The sequence below is a fragment of the Nostoc piscinale CENA21 genome (assembly GCF_001298445.1).
GTDB classification, from domain to species: Bacteria; Cyanobacteriota; Cyanobacteriia; order Cyanobacteriales; family Nostocaceae; genus Nostoc_B; species Nostoc_B piscinale_A.
Genome location: NZ_CP012036.1, coordinates 1,824,198 through 1,841,540 on the forward strand (window position 1 = coordinate 1,824,198; position 17,343 = coordinate 1,841,540).

General features: G+C 41.2%; 14 protein-coding genes and 1 pseudogene. 5 read left to right on the plus strand and 10 right to left on the minus strand.

Translation table 11 applies throughout. From position 1 onward, the window contains the following. The first annotated feature begins 22 nt into the window (after positions 1 to 22). The 3 genes from ACX27_RS07990 (at position 23) to ACX27_RS08000 (ending at position 4,002) form a co-directional block, all read left to right on the plus strand. Positions 23 to 838, plus strand: a complete 816-nt coding sequence (locus ACX27_RS07990) for a hypothetical protein (RefSeq protein ID WP_200929960.1) — start codon at positions 23 to 25, stop codon at positions 836 to 838. A 415-nt stretch (positions 839 to 1,253) separates the two neighbouring features. Then, entirely contained in the window at positions 1,254 to 2,588 is a 1,335-nt protein-coding gene (locus ACX27_RS35085) for an alpha/beta hydrolase family protein (RefSeq protein ID WP_269465099.1), read from the plus strand. Positions 2,589 to 2,742: 154 nt separating this feature from the next. Then, positions 2,743 to 4,002 (plus strand): alkaline phosphatase PhoX, encoded by a 1,260-nt coding sequence (locus ACX27_RS08000; protein ID WP_062290665.1) that lies wholly within the window; start codon positions 2,743 to 2,745, stop codon positions 4,000 to 4,002. 25 nt (positions 4,003 to 4,027) lie between these two features. Here the strand turns inward: ACX27_RS08000 and ACX27_RS30730 are convergent, their stop codons facing one another. After that, positions 4,028 to 4,894, minus strand: coding sequence for a TauD/TfdA dioxygenase family protein (locus tag ACX27_RS30730; RefSeq protein ID WP_083468694.1), 867 nt, complete (start codon positions 4,892 to 4,894; stop codon positions 4,028 to 4,030). A 379-nt stretch (positions 4,895 to 5,273) separates the two neighbouring features. Here ACX27_RS30730 and ACX27_RS08010 point away from each other — a divergent pair, with 379 nt between their 5' ends. Both ACX27_RS08010 and dxs read left to right on the plus strand, forming a co-directional pair. Next, positions 5,274 to 5,963 (plus strand): S-layer homology domain-containing protein, encoded by a 690-nt coding sequence (locus ACX27_RS08010; RefSeq protein WP_062290668.1) that lies wholly within the window; start codon positions 5,274 to 5,276, stop codon positions 5,961 to 5,963. 245 nt (positions 5,964 to 6,208) lie between these two features. Further along, complete coding sequence (dxs, locus tag ACX27_RS08015) at positions 6,209 to 8,116, plus strand: 1-deoxy-D-xylulose-5-phosphate synthase (protein WP_062290672.1); 1,908 nt, start codon at positions 6,209 to 6,211, stop codon at positions 8,114 to 8,116. 84 nt (positions 8,117 to 8,200) lie between these two features. Here dxs and ACX27_RS08020 read toward each other — a convergent pair. The 9 genes and pseudogenes from ACX27_RS08020 to ACX27_RS08060 form a co-directional block, all read right to left on the minus strand. Next, positions 8,201 to 9,121: pseudogene (locus ACX27_RS08020) on the minus strand (diguanylate cyclase domain-containing protein); the annotation flags it as partial. 277 nt (positions 9,122 to 9,398) lie between these two features. Then, positions 9,399 to 9,821, minus strand: coding sequence for a response regulator (locus ACX27_RS08025; RefSeq protein WP_062290675.1), 423 nt, complete (start codon positions 9,819 to 9,821; stop codon positions 9,399 to 9,401). Between the two features lie 398 nt (positions 9,822 to 10,219). Further along, positions 10,220 to 11,500, minus strand: a complete 1,281-nt coding sequence (locus tag ACX27_RS32795) for an NF038130 family PEP-CTERM protein (RefSeq protein ID WP_062290678.1) — start codon at positions 11,498 to 11,500, stop codon at positions 10,220 to 10,222. A gap of 304 nt (positions 11,501 to 11,804) precedes the next feature. Then, positions 11,805 to 12,176 carry a PEP-CTERM sorting domain-containing protein gene (locus ACX27_RS08035; RefSeq protein WP_062290681.1) on the minus strand — a complete coding sequence of 124 codons (372 nt, stop codon included), beginning with the start codon at positions 12,174 to 12,176 and terminating at the stop codon, positions 11,805 to 11,807. A gap of 173 nt (positions 12,177 to 12,349) precedes the next feature. Next, complete coding sequence (locus ACX27_RS08040; protein ID WP_200929923.1) at positions 12,350 to 13,543, minus strand: LL-diaminopimelate aminotransferase; 1,194 nt, start codon at positions 13,541 to 13,543, stop codon at positions 12,350 to 12,352. A gap of 93 nt (positions 13,544 to 13,636) precedes the next feature. Further along, positions 13,637 to 13,972, minus strand: a complete 336-nt coding sequence (locus tag ACX27_RS08045; RefSeq protein ID WP_062290684.1) for a thioredoxin family protein — start codon at positions 13,970 to 13,972, stop codon at positions 13,637 to 13,639. 279 nt (positions 13,973 to 14,251) lie between these two features. After that, positions 14,252 to 15,037: a PspA/IM30 family protein gene (locus ACX27_RS08050; RefSeq protein WP_062290687.1), complete on the minus strand. Its 786-nt coding sequence runs from the start codon at positions 15,035 to 15,037 to the stop codon at positions 14,252 to 14,254. Between the two features lie 160 nt (positions 15,038 to 15,197). Beyond that, positions 15,198 to 15,905, minus strand: coding sequence for a PspA/IM30 family protein (locus ACX27_RS08055; protein WP_062298220.1), 708 nt, complete (start codon positions 15,903 to 15,905; stop codon positions 15,198 to 15,200). 89 nt (positions 15,906 to 15,994) lie between these two features. Beyond that, positions 15,995 to 17,218 carry a hypothetical protein gene (locus ACX27_RS08060; protein WP_062290690.1) on the minus strand — a complete coding sequence of 408 codons (1,224 nt, stop codon included), beginning with the start codon at positions 17,216 to 17,218 and terminating at the stop codon, positions 15,995 to 15,997. Between the last annotated feature and the right edge of the window lie 125 nt (positions 17,219 to 17,343).

A 17,343-nucleotide genomic window follows, 5' to 3' on the forward strand; every position in this document is an offset into this window, starting at 1 on the left:
ATTGCTGATTAACTTGGAAACCTTGGTGACCAACCCTATAGCTAAAAACACACTAGGCTATAGGCGATGGGTCGAAAATTTACACCTATTGCCTCAAGCCAATAGTCCCATGTTTACCAAAACGCCAGAAACAGCTGCTGAATTAGCAGCCGCCCTCCTAATTCACTACAGTTTTGACCTCAGTGGCTATAGTGCTACTGAGTTAGTTTACCGTTGGCAAAATCAATATCCCCTTGATTGGCTGCATTTAGCAGTGATTGAAGCTTTGTATCAAGGTCGTTATAAAGCGATTTCTGTCCAGCAAATCCTGGCTTTTTGGCAACGAAGGCAACAGGCAATTTATCATTTCAACATGGAATTTGAACGCCTAATTTGCAGTAAATTCCCGGAAATCTTAACTGCCCTAAACACGCCAGCATTACCACCTGCTCAAGAGGATAGTAGCTCAGAAAATGTAGCGAATGTTGCCAATTTGGCAATAAATCATTCTGCATACTCGTCTGAAGCGGAATTTGAACCCAGCTACACACAAACACAAACAGCCTCTAACCGTAGCGAAAGTGAACGTGTCAAACACATTTTGGCATCATCAACTTTAACTCTCCCCGCCACAGAAACTAAATCCAGGATGACTTCATCACCAGTTCTGCCCAATCATTTTTCAGTAAATTCTGACAATCAGCCCAAATTACTGCCATCTACAGTTAATCATCCTCCAATTGACCGCTTTACTCCCGAAACCAGCGATCGCTCTGAGTCATTTACCTCTAAACTTAAGGCCATTTCTAACGAAAGGCCGCAGCGTGTGTCTACTCACAGACAACTTGAACAAAGTTAGTAAAACTAATCAAATATTTTTAAGATTATTTTTCACCAGAAAATAAAATTAATATATTCTTTTTTGAATATTAAATCGGCGATCGCACTTGCAATCATAAATAAAAGTTTATGTAATTTTAAATTAGATTTATACTGATTTTTACTTGAAAATTAAGTAATCAGCTTAATTTAGCTATGGCGAAATCAGTTTTTCAATTATTTAAATTTCTGAGTTGAAATAAAAATCTTTGTAGAGACGTTGTTACAGAACGTCTCTACAAAGATTTAAAAAAATCCAGAAAATCATTTTTATCAATTCAGGCACAACAAATAATTTGGAATCTGAAATTTATTTGATTGCAGATATTTCCGCAATCAAATAAATGAATTTTTGCTGTCAAAAAAATTATGCCCAAAAAACAAACATTTTCCCTATGGTTCAAGTTACTTTTAATGTGTGGGGAAACGGTTCTATTAACCGTTCAGGAATAATTAATTCTAGTGAGCCGACATATACTATTATTCACGGCTATCAAAGCACTGCTGGTAATGCTGGGAATAACTACCAACCCGCAGATTGGGTAGTCAACATTGCCCAAACCATTCGCCAGCGCGAGTCGAATGCAAACATTATTTTGGTAGATTGGGAAGCAGGCGCAAGTTCCTTGTATTATCCAACTGCGGCTAGTAACACGCGGGATGTCGGGAATCAGTTGGCTACCTATTTAAGAAGTCGCGGTGTAGCTCCAGCTGATGTTAACCTGATTGGACATAGTTTAGGAGCGCATGTAGCGGGGTTTGCTGGTGCGGCTTATCGTGCGGCTACGGGAAGTTCCATCGGACAAATTGTGGGCTTAGATCCAGCTGGGCCGAATTTTGAAGGTGCAGCCGCAGGCGATCGCTTAGATCCCACCGATGCAACTCGCGTGACAGCTATACATACCAGTGAAACCTTGGGCTACGATGCACGACTCGCTACCCTAGACCTCTACATTAACTGGAATGACCTATTCCAACCAGGACAAATCAGTTTTGTGGGTAATCACAGCTATGCCCATACTTTGTATACACAATTACTCCAAGGCAATAGCTTTACTCAGTCAAACGATACTCTGCTGAACTTGAACACCGTACTCAATGCAGGGTTTCTGGGTGAGAACTATAACAGCACTAAAAACAATCAAGTAATTGCTGCACTCAATCTTGTTGGTACTACTGGCAATGATGTTTTGTCTGGTGGTGCAGCTAATGATACTATCCGTGGCAACGCTGGTAATGACAGAATTACAGGTGGCGACGGTAATGATTTGCTTTACGGTGATAGTGGTAATGACCGCATCAATGGCGGACGTGGTAATGATTCTATCTTCGGTGGTAGTGGAAGCGATCGCTTGTTTGGTGATGATGGCAACGATATCATCACAGGTGCAGATGCCTCAAATGGTAGAGGTTTGGGTGAAATTGACCGCTTAACAGGTAGTATAGGGAGCGATCGCTTTGTGGTTGGTGCTACCACGGGTGTCTTCTACAGCGATGGTAATACTAGCACCTCTGGTCTAAGTGACTATGCCTTAATCACTGATTTCAATGCCCTAGAAGATATCATCCAATTATCAGGCTCTAAATCTAGCTACAGCTTGGGAACCGTACCCACTGGTTTACCTACAGGGACAGCCCTATTCCTCAATGAAAGCAGCCTGGAACTAGTAGCGATTATTCAAGGTTCTACCAACTTCAGCTTGAGTGCTAACTATTTCGTCACAGTTTAAATTTCAAAAGTCCCCGATAGCCCGCTACAGGCGGGCTTTTCATTTTTAACAGTATTTTATCTAGCTTTTATAAGGTTATCTTAGCTGTCTCTTAACATCAATCGTTTACAACTCCTGAGTAGCAGACAATTCATTCACAATTCAGGAGAACACTATGAAATTTTCCAGACGTAAATTTTTCACCTTAGCCGGAACAGGAACAGCCGGTGCTGTTCTTTTATCACCATTACAAGCTTTTTACGCCCAGCGCATATTAGCGGCAGGGCCTTACGGTGCTTTACAACCAGATCCTTTAGGTGTCCTAGATTTGCCTGCTGGATTTTCTTACAGAAGATTATCAGAAACAGAGCAAACAATGACTGATGGCTACAGAGTTCCCGGTGGTCATGACGGTATGGCCGCCTTTGCTGGAGCCAATGGTAATACAATTCTCATCCGCAACCATGAACTTTCTCCAAGCTCTAGCAATGGTTTGAGCGCACCCAATAGCAGGAAGTACAACACAAGTGCTAGGGGCGGTTGCACTAAATTAGTGGTTAATTCTTCCCGTAACCTAGTAGAACATCGAGGAGTTTTGGCGGGAACCATTCGCAATTGTGCTGGTGGCCCTACGCCTTCAGGGTCTTGGTTAAGTTGTGAGGAAACCTTTGAAACCAATAACAACAAAAGGCATGGTTATGTGTTTGAAGTTCCCAGTAGCGCCAATACTTTTGTTACCCCTGTCCCACTAACAGCTATGGGGCGTTTCAACCATGAGGCTGCTGCGGTAGATCCCAACACAGGCTATATTTACATGACAGAAGACCAGCCGAATGGACTATTTTATCGCTTCATTCCCAACCAAACCAACAACCTGAGTGCTGGCGGTACGCTCTACGCCTTAAGAATTATCGGCTCATCTGGAATCAACACCGCTACAAATTTCCCTAAAAATACTCAAATAACAGTAGACTGGGTAACAATTAATACTCCTGATCCCGCTAATGATACCGTCAGAACCGAAGGTTATAACAAAGGTGCAGCCAGGTTTTCTGGTGGCGAAGGTATCTTTTATGGTAGTGGTTATGTCTACTTCACTTGTAAGAGTGGCGGTAGTAGTGGAGATGGTCAAATTTGGCGCTATTCGCCTACTAACAATACCGTTGAACTGTATATTGAACCCAACAATTCTGGCCTTTTAGATAATCCCGACAATATTATTGTTTTCCCCAACCGTGACATCTTCCTTTGTGAAGATGGAGATGGAACAGATTATATTTTGGGCATTACACCCAGTGGCAGTCTTTACAAGTTTGCCAGGAATGCTCTCAACACATCAGAGTTTGCTGGAGTTTGTTTCTCACCTGATGGGCAAACCATGTTTGTGAATATGCAGACACCAGGAATTACCTTTGCGATTTGGGGTTCCTGGTAAATTTAGCTCTTAACTAAATCCTCTTCTACCTATTACTTACTATATCCACGGCTCCTACACGTAATGCCACACGTTTGTACTGACTAGCATCATAAGGAACACCAGCGTGCATAACTTGGGAGTTATCCCAAAAAACCAAATCTCCAGGCTGCCACACATGAGCATAAACGGGTGTACATTCTAAAATCCTTTGAAATAGTTCGTGCCAAAATTTTTGCGCCAAACTCAATTCATCTTCCATTCCTACCAGTATGGATGTATCTGAACCTAGATATAAGCCTTTCTGCCCCGTGACTTTATGAGTTGAAACAATAGGATGTTTTTTCATCGGTACATCTGCCCCTAGCTTAGATGTTCTTGGTGGCAGATGATACATTGACATTTGCTCTAATTGCTGCTGATATTCAGGCTTAAGATTTTGATAAGCCTCTACCATATCAAGAAATTCCGTGGTGTGGGGTTGACCATCAATTCCTTGTGCTGGTATTTCCACACCATACAACATCACTACATACAAAGAATTCATATCTAGACCTGCTGTTCTGGGCAGATGGTCTTTGTCATGATGCCATTGCCAAGCAAATTTACCCAGAATTTCGGGAGAATTTGTTTTGGGATTTCCTAAGATACCAACACCAGGGCTTTGTAAATTTGGGTCAATATCTGGGTCTAAAGGTTTGGGTAGATACTTAAAGCCTGATTCCCCAAAAGCTTGGGTGGCAAATTTCTGCAATTGTGATGCTGTTAAATGTTGATCTCTGACGACAACTACACCATTCGCCCAAAGAGATTGTTTAAATTCTTGTATTTGTTGGTTTGTAAGTTGCGTCAGATTGCAACCTTGTAAAACTTCTGTACCTAGTCTATGATGCTGCTGAACTGTTTGCGGCATTTTCCTAGTCCTTGTTACTTGATTTCAATCTATCGGCTAAACAGTTCAAGAGAATGGATGTGTTAAAAAATATTTATTCGCTAGTTACAATTCTCAACAAACAGCATTTAGTATGTATCAGTACAAATTCTGTACGCAGCCGTGGATAAATCAACCATGCCAAATTTTCCGTTTGGCGGTCAACCAAACAGGTACCTACACCCTCTCTCTAAACCTTGATTTTTCGTCTCACTGCGTCAGTCCTCGCAACATTACTTAACTATTCTGCGTCACGAGATGAATTCTCATCTCATAGGTTTTGAAATTCAAGTAGCCCAGATTTGAATTTCCACCCAGTCTGGCAGTTTGTTGTTTTCATAAATGAGTATCTGAAAGAATAATGAGAAATATCAGTAAGTACTTCAGTACGATTTCTTTAGTTGTGCTACTGCAAAGTTTTCCGATAAATGTTCAAGCACAATCAACAGAAACACCTTCTCAGACAAGCTCAGATTCTATTCAACAGGTAATTGCCGCTAAATGGATGACCAATTCGCCAGATGGCAATTTTCATCCTGAAAGATTGCTAAATCGGGCAGAATTAGCCTCAATTATGGTGAAAGTCTTTCGGCTAGATAAACGACCATCTGTGAATCAAGAAAATGTTTTGATTGCAGATGTCCCGGCTTCTAATCGCGCATTTAACGATATTCAGATAGTCTTAAAAACAGACATCATGAAAGGCTATCGGGGGAATTTGTTTTTTCCCAACCAAAGAGTTAACAGAGCAGAAGCTTTGGCGATATTTGCCCAAGCTTACGGTGTCTTTCAATTTGATGATGATTCGGTGAATGAGATTTTAGCCTCCCATCCTGATGCTACATCAATTCCGACATGGGCGCGAAGAGCGATCGCCACCGTAGTCTCGGAAGGATTTGTCAAAACAGACAGCCAAGGCAATCTTTCCCCATTGCAACCCATGACTCGTGGAGATATGGCTTACGTACTGAGTAAATACTTGCAACGGCAACAAAAGCTACCAGACACACCAGAAGTTCCGACTGTGCCTGATAATACAGTTTCACCCTAGTGTTCAAGGTAACGTACCCATATTCGGAGAAATCACACAAAAAACAGGTATCGAGAATGCCAAACCTTGACAGCAAAAGATTCTTATCTCCTAAAGCTGTATCGAAGCAGAGTGTGTGATTACGTAAGTTCTCATTCTTAACGGGTTATGTAACAGAATTGCAACGCCCCATCATCATGGGGGCAACCCGACCGTGGGAAAATCAAAATACCAGAAGTAGAAATTAGAGAGGAAAACCCTATAATATGCATCTGAGCGAAATCACCCATCCTAATCAGTTGCACGGTTTATCTATCCGGCAACTGCAACAAATTGCTCGCCAAATTCGAGATAAACACCTGCAAACAGTAGCAGCAACAGGCGGTCATTTAGGGCCAGGTTTGGGTGTTGTAGAGTTAACTCTAGGGCTTTACCAAACATTAGATTTAGATCAAGATAAAGTTATTTGGGATGTCGGACACCAAGCTTATCCCCACAAATTGATTACAGGACGTTACAGTAACTTCCATACCCTCAGACAGAAAGACGGAGTTGCTGGTTATCTCAAACGTTGCGAAAGCAAGTTTGACCACTTTGGTGCTGGTCACGCTTCTACAAGTATCTCCGCCGCCTTGGGTATGGCATTAGCTAGAGATTTAAAAGGTGAAAAATTTAAAGCGGTTGCTGTTATTGGTGATGGTGCTTTAACTGGTGGGATGGCCTTAGAAGCCATTAACCATGCTGGACATTTGCCGAAAACTAACTTGCTGGTAGTGCTGAACGACAATGAGATGTCCATCTCTCCCAACGTCGGTGCAATTCCTCGCTACCTCAACAAAATGCGCCTGAGTCCGCCCGTCCAATTCATCAAAGATAACTTTGAGGAACAATTCAAGCAAATTCCTTTCGTGGGTGAATCTTTGTCTCCAGAGTTGGGACGCATCAAAGAAGGGATGAAGCGGTTAGCAGTTCCCAAGGTAGGGGCGGTATTTGAAGAACTGGGCTTTACCTATATGGGGCCAGTTGATGGACACAATTTAGAAGAATTGATTGCAACTTTCCAACAAGCACATCAAATACAAGGGCCAGTTTTAGTACATGTAGTCACAACCAAAGGTAAAGGCTATGAACTGGCGGAACAAGACCAAGTAGGCTACCATGCCCAAAACCCCTTTAACTTGGCAACCGGGAAGGCTATTCCTTCTAGCAAACCCAAACCCCCTGCTTATGCTAAAGTCTTTGCCCACACCTTAGTTAAACTAGCTGAACAAAACCCGAAAATCATCGGTATTACAGCCGCAATGGCCACGGGTACAGGTTTAGACAAACTGCAAGCTAAACTACCTAATCAATATATAGATGTGGGTATTGCTGAACAACATGCTGTAACTTTAGCAGCAGGTTTAGCATCTGAAGGTATGCGTCCGGTGGCGGCTATTTATTCAACCTTCTTACAACGAGCTTACGACCAAATTATTCACGATGTTTGTATTCAAAACTTGCCTGTTTTCTTCTGTTTAGACAGGGCGGGTATTGTGGGTGCTGATGGCCCCACTCACCAAGGGATGTATGATATTGCTTATTTGCGCTGCATTCCAAACATGGTGCTAATGGCTCCCAAGGATGAAGCCGAATTACAACGGATGATTGTGACTGGCATTAATCATACCAGCAGTGCGATCGCTATGCGCTTCCCCCGTGGCAATGGTTACGGTGTCCCTTTAATGGAAGAAGGTTGGGAACCTTTGGAAATTGGTAAGGGTGAAATTCTCCGCAATGGTGATGATGTGTTAATCGTTGGCTACGGTACTATGGTTTACCCCAGTATGCAAGCGGCAGAAATTCTCAGCGAACATGGTATTGAAGCCACAGTCATTAACGCCCGCTTTGTCAAGCCTTTAGATACAGAATTAATCTTACCCTTGGCTAAGAAAATTGGTCGTGTTGTCACCTTAGAAGAAGGTTGTGTGATGGGTGGCTTTGGTTCTGCTGTCGCTGAAGCGTTACTCGATGCTGATATTGTTGTCCCCATCAAGCGTATTGGTATCCCAGATGTCTTAGTGGAACACGCTACCCCAGAAGAATCTAAGGCAGAATTAGGTTTAACTAGTCGTCAAATTGCCGAAAGAGTGATGCAGGCTTATTTCCAAAAGCAAGTATCTGCTGTGGTTTAAATCTACTGTGTGATCTTCATTAATAATGTGATTTAGGTGGTCATTTACCACCTTTTTTTGTATTGTTAAATTCTTCCCTATTCCCTACTCCCTAATCTTAAATACTGCATAACGCGCTTTTCCTTGCTGCTTGGCAGCATACATTGCTGCATCGGCATTTTGCAGTAAGTTTTCTGGCCTATCGCTACCACCTTGATTGATAGTAATACCTATACTGGCTGTAGTTGAAAATAAATTGCCATTCAGAGTTAAAGGTAAGCCTAAAGTGTCTTGAATACGTTTGGCTACGTTAATAGCATCGTTAATATCTTTAATATCTTCGAGCAGCACGGCAAACTTATCACCGCTAAACCTGCCGACTGTATCACCACTGCGTAGGCATGATTCTAACCTGCGAGCGATCGCTATTAATAAATCATCACCCATCGTATGACCATAGCGATCGTTCATTTCCTCAAAGCCATCTAAATCTAAAAATAAAATTCCAAAACGGTAATCCATCCGACGTTTACTTCTTTCTACCGCTTGTTTTAATCGGTCTAAAAATAAAGCTCGATTTGGTAATGCTGTCAATCCATCATAAAACGCATTCTGAAGCAGTCGTGATTCCATCAATTTGCGTTGGGTGACTTCTTGAAGAACTAATACTGCACCAGTAATATTATTACTACTATCACGCATCGGTGCAGCATAATCGCCAATTAATATTTCTCTGCTATGTTTATTAATTAATACACAATTATCTGGTAAATATATAACTGTTCCTGTAATTATTGTTTGTGTAGCTAAATCTTCAATTGCTTCTTCTATATCTTTGTCAATTAGTTTCACCACTTCTGCTACATTTTTTCCATGAGCTTCTTTTAGCTGCCAACCTGTCAGTATTTCAGCCATTGAATTCATAAATTGAATGCAACCATCAGTATCCGTGACAACTACAGCATGTTGCATACTGTTAATAATTGCCAACATTGGTTGCTGTTTTTCCTGCATTTTCTCGTTAATAAGGAAATTTTCATCCTCAGCAACTAGGATTTTTTCTGCCAGCATATTCAGATTACCTATTTGCTAAGTTCCGATATTGTGGGAATTGTTAACTGAATCTGAAGGTGAATAATTCTATGATAATCAATATCTCGAATAATCCGATTTTATTTTTGAAATTCTTCAATGCAACATTTTAGCCTTGCCATGCCACTACGTGTATTTCAAAAATATGTCTCTACAGGATTTATCAAGTGTTAATTCTGATAAAGTTGGTATAAAAATAAAAGTGTGAATTTTAGATGCAGTGACAAGCCAACTCTTCTTGAATAGTCATCATCAAAGCAGCAAGGTTTATAGGTTTAACAAGATAACGACGTGCGCCTAAATGTATGGCTCGTTCTTGATCTGCTTTAAAAGCAAAAGCTGAAACTACAATCACAGGTATTTTAGATAAATATGGATGTTTTTGGATTTGTTCTAACAGCCAATAACCATCAATATCTGGTAATTTTAAATCTAGTAACACTAAATCGGGCTGGAATGTGTTGACAGTTGAAAATAAAGCTGTACCCTTTGACAGACTTTTGACATTAAACCCGCAGTAACCCAGATAGTCACTCAGTAACATCCGGTTTACATGATTATCTTCAATTAATAAGACTCTTTTTAATTGATTGAGATGCACTTGCTGATTAATAGTAAGTAAATTTACTGTCATTACACAACAGAATTGAAGATAGACATTCCAGATTCTAAATTGAATACAAAATATGCTGCCAGAGGAGTTATTAAGTTACTAAAAATTTATTTATGCTATTCTGCTATATCAAAAAATAGTCAATAAAAATTAATTTTTTATCTTAGTATTTACTAAATAATATCATTATGATTTATTGATTTTTTTTAACAAAAAATTAATACTTGCTTAATAAATATTTATATTTTTATTATAGAACTTGATTGTGAATTTGTTTTCACTCATGTATATGTACTTATATAAATGGCTTATTATAGTGATATATACAACAGTAAATTCACAGGGCAAATATAAAGATTGGATAAAAAAAAGGAGCAATTATGCTCCTTTAGTAATTATTTGGAATGGAAACCGGAGTCTCAACCGGAAACTTTCTTTAACTTGCGTTGTGTAGCAACGATTCCAGCTACACCCAAGATACCCAGGACTACAGAAGGTTCTGGTACAGAAGTGGAAGGAACATATCCTGGTGTTTGCCAAGTGTAAATAGCACTGTAAGATACACCGTCATCAGAAGCAGTAATACCAGATGCAGTGGACTTAAAGCTGTAAGCGTAGTAAGTCTTACCACCAGTAACTACTTTGGCGATTTCACTAGCACCGATTTCACCTTCGTATTTATTGAGCGCATCTTGCAGGCTCAGTATATCTTTCAAAGATGTCAGTTTAGAGATTTCAGGTAGTTTAGCTTTGAGAGTGTTCAGTTGAGAAATTTGATCTGGTAGGGTCGTATTTTTGAGAGCAGTCAGTCCAGCGATTTGATTAGTCAGAGACTTAGTTTTGAGAAGAGTCAGTCCAGCGATTTGATTCTTCAGTGTATCTCTTAGTGTTTTATTGGCTGGAGTATCAGGAATTTCATTCAGCGCAGTTTGTAGTAATGAAATTTCTGTGTTAATTGTGTTTACCGCTTGTGATGATGTTGTAATTTGCCCTGGAATTGCGTCCACCGCTGATTGTAGTTTGGTAATTTGTCCAGTAATAGCGTTCAGTTGTGTTTGTACTTGTGGAATCAAAGTTTCAACTTCTGAAAGGGTTGGTAGAGATTGTTGAGGAAACTTAGATTTCATTGCATCCCAAGTGTTATTAACCTGCATTGAAATCGTGGTTGCAAGTTTACTCTTGACATCCAAGTGACCCACTAATTTCAGTTCTACGCCACCATTTGTATCGAATTGGAAACCGCCAATGTTGGGATCTCCCATTCCCAAAGAAGGAAAATAGCTGGTGACTTGTAATTGAGTAGCGGCTGAAAAACCGTTCCAAACTGACTTAAATGGAGTATAATTTTCCAACAAATCACCTAACCATTGGGAACTAAAACTCTTCCAGTCCTCAGCCGTGACACTAGTGACTGTGGCACTGTATTGTCCTTTTGTTGCAGTGAAACCAACGTTAGAAGTAGGATTTTCTGTACTGTGCCAAAGTTCAACGTTAGAACTAGCATTTTTATCTGTTAAAGCTTTGATAGCAGCAGTGGTATCCCCTGTAATAAATTGACCGTCGGAACCACCTGTGTAAGTCTTAATTTCGCTGGTATTGTTGAAGGAAAAAGTTGTAGCTTGTGCTGGGTTAGAGGCGATCGCACTCACGCCAACAGCCATCGAGGCACCAATTACAAGTGTTTTCAAAGTTCTTTTCATTTACTGTCTCCGCCAGTTTTGAGGTAATTTTCTATACTTTATTTGTCTCTGGAATTGGATTAGCCTGACTACAGGCTTTGACTCTTACAGAATGCGGCTGGTCACAAAAATCACCAGCTTTTAATCATCCCTAGTAGTTCTGCACACCAATCTAGTTTAGGAAACGGGGAGACTTTATTGGGTAAAGCTGTTGTGGATTCTAAATAAAAAGATGACTAATCTTTTGTTATTGATTTCAGCAAATCTACTATATTGCTAATTTTTCTAGTGTCGTGAATATGACATTGATGTTAAAAAGACGTTTTTACCTAGCTTTTTTTAGCTGATGCTGCATTCCCAAGCAACCAGCGATCGCAATTAATCCTAGCAATACTGAAGGTTCTGGGACTCTGCGGGGGCGTGGATTTGTACTATTGAGGTTGGCCCACCTGTTGCTATAAGCAGGGATGTAACTAGATACAGGTGCATCACTTCTAGGAGTTGGAATCAAACTAGGTGTGTAGTAATGATTTGAACTGGTATGATTTTCATCACCAGTCACTTCTGCTTGGGAAGTCGTCTGTTCCGGTTCTAGTAATGAAGTGTTGCTCAAACCCCAAACTGACTGCTGTCCCCAAACACTAATCACGACGAAAGACGCAGCACACAGGCTAATTTTTACCACACTACTTGCCATGCACCTTTATTCACCACTTCTAGTCAACCATCATCGATAGATTTTAATATCTCGATGACTCTTCCGTATTTTCTCTGTAGTTTATCTTAAACAGATCCAACATTAGATATGGATTAATCAAATTCTGGCAAATTTAACATCAAGACTTGATAAATCCACTGACATCGGCACACTTAAAGAAACTTAGCAATTCTTTCCACGGCAGTTTCTAATAAAGGTGGTTCATGTACTAAGGCAAACCGGACATATCCTTCTCCAGATTTACCAAAACCAGCACCGGGAGAAGCGGCTACCCCAGTTTGTTTGACTAACTGAGTACAAAATTCTACAGAGTTATTTTGCCAAGGTGTGGGTAATTTAGCCCAGATATACATTGTGGCTTGCGGACTGGGAACTTGCCAACCAATGCGATGTAAAGCATTCACAAAAGCATCACGGCGTTGGCGGAAGGTGGCGACTGTATTTTGGACTCCGGCTTGTGGCCCGGTTAAGGCTGCGATCGCCCCATTCAAAATTCCTCTATACTGATTAAAATCAACTGCGGCTTTGATGTGACGTAAAGCTTTGATTAACTCAGCATTGCCAATGGCATAGCCAATGCGGAAGCCGCCCATATTATAAGACTTAGAAAGGGTGAAAAATTCAATCGAGACGCTTTTTTCTGGGTCAGCTTGTAGAATTGACGGTACTAAAGATGGGGACTCTACTCCCGGAATTTCCGCAAATACCAAATCTACGTAGGGGAAATCATGAACTAAAACAATATTGTGTTGTTGACAAAAAGCTACAGCTTCTTGGAAAAAAGCCAAAGGTGCGATCGCGGCTGTGGGGTTATGGGGATAGCTCAATACCATCATCTTCGACTGAGCCACAACCGCAGCCGGAATATCTGCTAATACTGGTAAAAATCCATTTTCTGCCAGTAGTGGCATAGGATAAATTTGTCCACTGGCTAAATAAACTCCGCCTGCATGGGACGGATAACCAGGGTCAAGTAATAAGGCAAAGTCGCCAGGATTTAATAAAGCTAGAGGTAAATGAGCGGTACCTTCTTGAGAACCAATTAAAGGTAACACCTCTGTTGCGGGATCAACCTTGATGCCAAATTTCTGCTGATACCAGTCAGCCGCCGCTTGCCGAAATGCTTGCGTACCGTTAAATAACAAATAACCGTGGGTGCTGTGGTCATGCAAAGATTGGGCGATCGCTTCTAGAACATGCGCCTCAGTTGGTAAATCCGAAGAACCCAGCGATAAATCAATTAACTGCTGCCCAACAGACAAAGCCGCCGCTTTAGCTTTGTCCATCTCCGCAAACACGTTAAATTGTAGAGGTTGTAAACGTTGTGCAAATTGTATGTTAGTCATTTGTCCTTTGTCCTTTGTCCTTTGTCATTTGCCAGTTGCTTCTGGGAAAATCCTTCATCAGCAACTGGCTTACCAATGACTAAGAACCAATGACTAGTTATTATTTAAATGTATCTCTAGCAGACTCAGTAACTTTTCTTTATTAATAACTCCCTCAGTTGATTCTAATAATTTTTCCCCTTGAATTAGCCTTAAGGCTGGTACACCTTCTACCCCGTACTGTTTGACAGAAAGTGGGTTGGGGTCGACTTCCATTTTGACAACTTTTAGGCGATCGCTATATTGGTTGGCCGCTAAATTAATCAGTGGCGACATTAACTGACATGGGCCGCACCAAGAAGCCCAAAAGTAAACTAATACAGGCTGCTCAGATTTCAACACTTCGGTTTCAAACTCAGCATCAGTGATGGTGATTACACCCTTACTCATGGCAGTCTCCATTAGTTGACATTAATACTTGGCACAAAAAATACTTTATCCCAAAGTTGTCAATAGTCTATAGTCGATAATTCATGGACTGTTGACTACTGAAACAAAATCCCACAGCCAACAGGTGTGGGACTAGCTCAAATCAGTAAGCTAAACACATCTAAATTAAATTATTACTCCTAAAGGTCGTTCTTGGTCATCTGCGTTGACAAATGACTAATGCAAGTCTCAACCCCAGAATATGCAGTTTGAGTGTCTAATCGCTGATCCAATCGGATTTTACATTTGATCTAGTTGCTTGCGTAAAGATTCTAACTCAGCGTCAACAACTTCATTTGATTGGGGAGGTGTAGTTTGGGAAGGAGTTGTTTGCTGTGGTGGTAGTTGGGGTTGATTTGCTGGGCTGGCGGGTGCTAGTGAAGCTTTTAAAGCTGCCAATTCATCATCAACATCACTTCCTGCTTCTAAACGGGCAAACTGACTTTCTAAATCAGCACCAGCGAGTTCGGCGGCTGATTGGGCGCGGGCTTCTTGCATCAGGACTTTTTCTTCCATCCGCTCAAAAGCTGCCATTGCACTGCTGCTGTTCATCCCGCGTACCATACCTTCGAGTTGCTCTTGGGCTTTAGCGGTAGTGATCCGCGCTTTGAGCATTTCTTTTTTGGTTTTGGCTTCGGATATTTTGCTTTCTAGTTGAATTAAATTGCGTTTAAGAGTTTCAACTTGAGCAACTTGCTGATCTAAACTTGCTTTGAGGGCTGTGACAGTTTCGCTAAAAGTTTTTTTCCGTTCTAGGGCTTGACGTGCAAGATTTTCATCGCCTTTTTGCAGTGCTAGTTGGGCGTTGCGCTGCCATTTATTGACTTCATTGAGATTGTCGTTGTACTGTTTTTCAGTCCGTTTTTGAGCAGCGATCGCTTGAGCAACACCTTGTTTCAACTGTACCAAGTCTTCCTGCATTTCCAGGACTGCTTGCTCTAGCATTTTCTCTGGATCTTCAGCTTTATTTACCAAGTCATTGATGTTGGCACTGACGACTCGTTTAATCCGATCAAATAATCCCATAATTACTTTTCCTTTGGCAGTTTCGGTACTTGGATGAACAGTTAAGGTTTTTACTATTAAATAGTTTCTTATTTAAATGTAATCTTTCCGGTTTGGTTCGGTACCCTCCGATACCCCATAATTGCTAAGATATACCTTATTCATAGCAATTGACCAGTTTTTAAGACTCTGGAGCTTGGGGTAATTGCTGTGGTGGTGTATTGTCTGCTTCATGCAGTACTTGTTGTTTCAGACTGGCTAATTCCGCATCAATACTGTTGCCAGATTCTAGGGAAGTAAATTGTTTTTGTAAGTCATCACTATCGAGTTGAGAGATTGCGGCTGATTGCGCTTCTATTTGCAATACTTTTTCTTCCATCCGCTCAAAAGCATTCAAGCTACTAGTAGGAGAAATTCCACTCAGCATTTCTTGGAGTTTATAAGATGCTTCTGCCGAACGGGCGCGGGCAATATACATATCTTTTTTAGTTTTGGCTTCGGAGATTTTGGCCTCTAGCGATCGCATGTCTGTTTTCAGACGGTTGACAATTTCTGTTTGTTGCCCGATTTGATTCAACAAAGATGTGGCAGTTTCTTGGTAAGCACGACGTTTTGTCAAAGCTTCTCTGGCTAGAATTTCATTGCCTTGTTCTAGCGCGAGTTGGGCGTTGCGATACCATTTTTCCGCCGCCGCTTGGGCAGCTATGGCTTGGCGTTCAGTGCGTTTTTGGGTAGCAATTGCCTGTGCTACACCTTGTCGCAATCGCACTAAATTGTCTTGCATTTCGGCAACAGCTTGTTCCAAAACTTTTTCGGGATCTTCTGCACTGCCTATCAGACTATTTAGGTTAGCCTGAATCACCCGCAGGATACGCTTGATCAAGTCCATTTCAGCTCTCCATTCAATTTTGCCAGTTGACAGGCAGAGCATTTTCTCGATGTTTTCCTCATCCTATCTTAGATGTTGATCACTTAGGATTACTGCACCCGTGCTTTAATTCCTTTGGCTTGTAGTTCTTGTAATCTTTGTGCAACTTGTTCTTTGGTTTTTAAAGCAGCAAGATGAATCAGTTTATTGTCACTCGATAAATAAGCATCAGGAACTATTTGCCGTGCAGTCACAAAACTGCGATCGCCTTCATTATCCATAACGATATGATAAAACCCATCTGCTGCGGGTTTGATTTCACTATTTAACTGTGGTGTAGTGACGAGAGGCTGTGTTGTGGCGATGGGTGGTATATTCAATGGCTGTACTGGCTGCACCTCTGGTAAAGGATTAACGGCTGGTGGGGCAATTACCACAGGTGGATTTACAGGTGCGGCCGCATTTGGGGGAGTTTTTGGTTGTAAACCCACAATATCGTTAGGATCTTTCAGTTCGGGAAATTCTTTCGCCGCTAAGTTGGGATATTTGGGTATAGGAGTGAGTTCGGTTTGATTTGGGGGCTGGGATTGGCTGGGTGCTGGCTGAGTCTGGTTTTGATTGCTATTAGTCGCAGAATTGCTGTTGAATATTTTATCGAGACTAAACTGCGGCAAGCTTTTTGGGTTAAAAACTACATAGCCCAATGTCAGACTAGCCATCAACAACAGCAACATAGAACCAATACCCAAAGGTGATAGCAAACTATCTTGAGAATTACTGGGTGGCTTGGTTGTTTGTGGTTGTTCATCATTTAAACTCCGCAGCAAAGCCTCGCTTGATTCCAAGTAATCATCTGGCTGAGTCGGAGTTTCTTGAGTTGACATCAGATTTTCACTTTCAGTAGCCTTGACAGCCGCAGGCACTATACTGCTAGTCGCATTAGGCGGTGGTAGGGGAATTTGAGTTTGCTGGGAATCGGGAGAAGATATTGGCTGGGTTGGAGTTGTTGTTTCAGTCTTTGCTACTGTGACTGGTTTTTCCAGAGAAACTTCTGTCACAGGTGCAGGCGGTATACTGCTTTTAACTTCTGTGACAGGTATTTGAGTTTTGCCAGTTAATGCCGTGATTGCTGTTGTATTTTGGAGTTGAGTGTTAACGTTACTACCTGTTTGGGCTTGATAAGCTGTCTTGGCTACTATACGTAAACGACGGTATCTAGCCAGCTCTTGATCTAGCTGCACTTCTAAACTGGCCAGGGCTGCGGCTAGTGCTGGCTTTAACTCAGGTGTTTTAGATAATTGAATACCGGAATCTATCGGCGAGTTTTGACTCATTACCTGTCTGCCTCAAACCTAGACTGTTAGTTTAACTTTAAATAATTTGTGCTAATGGTAGCGAAAAATTTCCCATCACTATAGACTTTCTTGAACTATCTTGAATTTCAGCAATCAGCACTTGG

Coding starts and splice junctions, on each gene's coding strand:
- ACX27_RS35085 (WP_269465099.1), top strand. CDS start 1,254: ATGGTTCAAGTTACTTTTAATGTGTGGGGAAACGGTTCTATTAACCGT.
- ACX27_RS08000 (WP_062290665.1), top strand. CDS start 2,743: ATGAAATTTTCCAGACGTAAATTTTTCACCTTAGCCGGAACAGGAACA.
- ACX27_RS30730 (WP_083468694.1), bottom strand. CDS start 4,894: ATGCCGCAAACAGTTCAGCAGCATCATAGACTAGGTACAGAAGTTTTA.
- ACX27_RS08010 (WP_062290668.1), top strand. CDS start 5,274: ATGAGAAATATCAGTAAGTACTTCAGTACGATTTCTTTAGTTGTGCTA.
- dxs (WP_062290672.1), top strand. CDS start 6,209: ATGCATCTGAGCGAAATCACCCATCCTAATCAGTTGCACGGTTTATCT.
- ACX27_RS08025 (WP_062290675.1), bottom strand. CDS start 9,821: ATGACAGTAAATTTACTTACTATTAATCAGCAAGTGCATCTCAATCAA.
- ACX27_RS32795 (WP_062290678.1), bottom strand. CDS start 11,500: ATGAAAAGAACTTTGAAAACACTTGTAATTGGTGCCTCGATGGCTGTT.
- ACX27_RS08035 (WP_062290681.1), bottom strand. CDS start 12,176: ATGGCAAGTAGTGTGGTAAAAATTAGCCTGTGTGCTGCGTCTTTCGTC.
- ACX27_RS08040 (WP_200929923.1), bottom strand. CDS start 13,543: ATGACTAACATACAATTTGCACAACGTTTACAACCTCTACAATTTAAC.
- ACX27_RS08045 (WP_062290684.1), bottom strand. CDS start 13,972: ATGAGTAAGGGTGTAATCACCATCACTGATGCTGAGTTTGAAACCGAA.
- ACX27_RS08050 (WP_062290687.1), bottom strand. CDS start 15,037: ATGGGATTATTTGATCGGATTAAACGAGTCGTCAGTGCCAACATCAAT.
- ACX27_RS08055 (WP_062298220.1), bottom strand. CDS start 15,905: ATGGACTTGATCAAGCGTATCCTGCGGGTGATTCAGGCTAACCTAAAT.
- ACX27_RS08060 (WP_062290690.1), bottom strand. CDS start 17,218: ATGAGTCAAAACTCGCCGATAGATTCCGGTATTCAATTATCTAAAACA.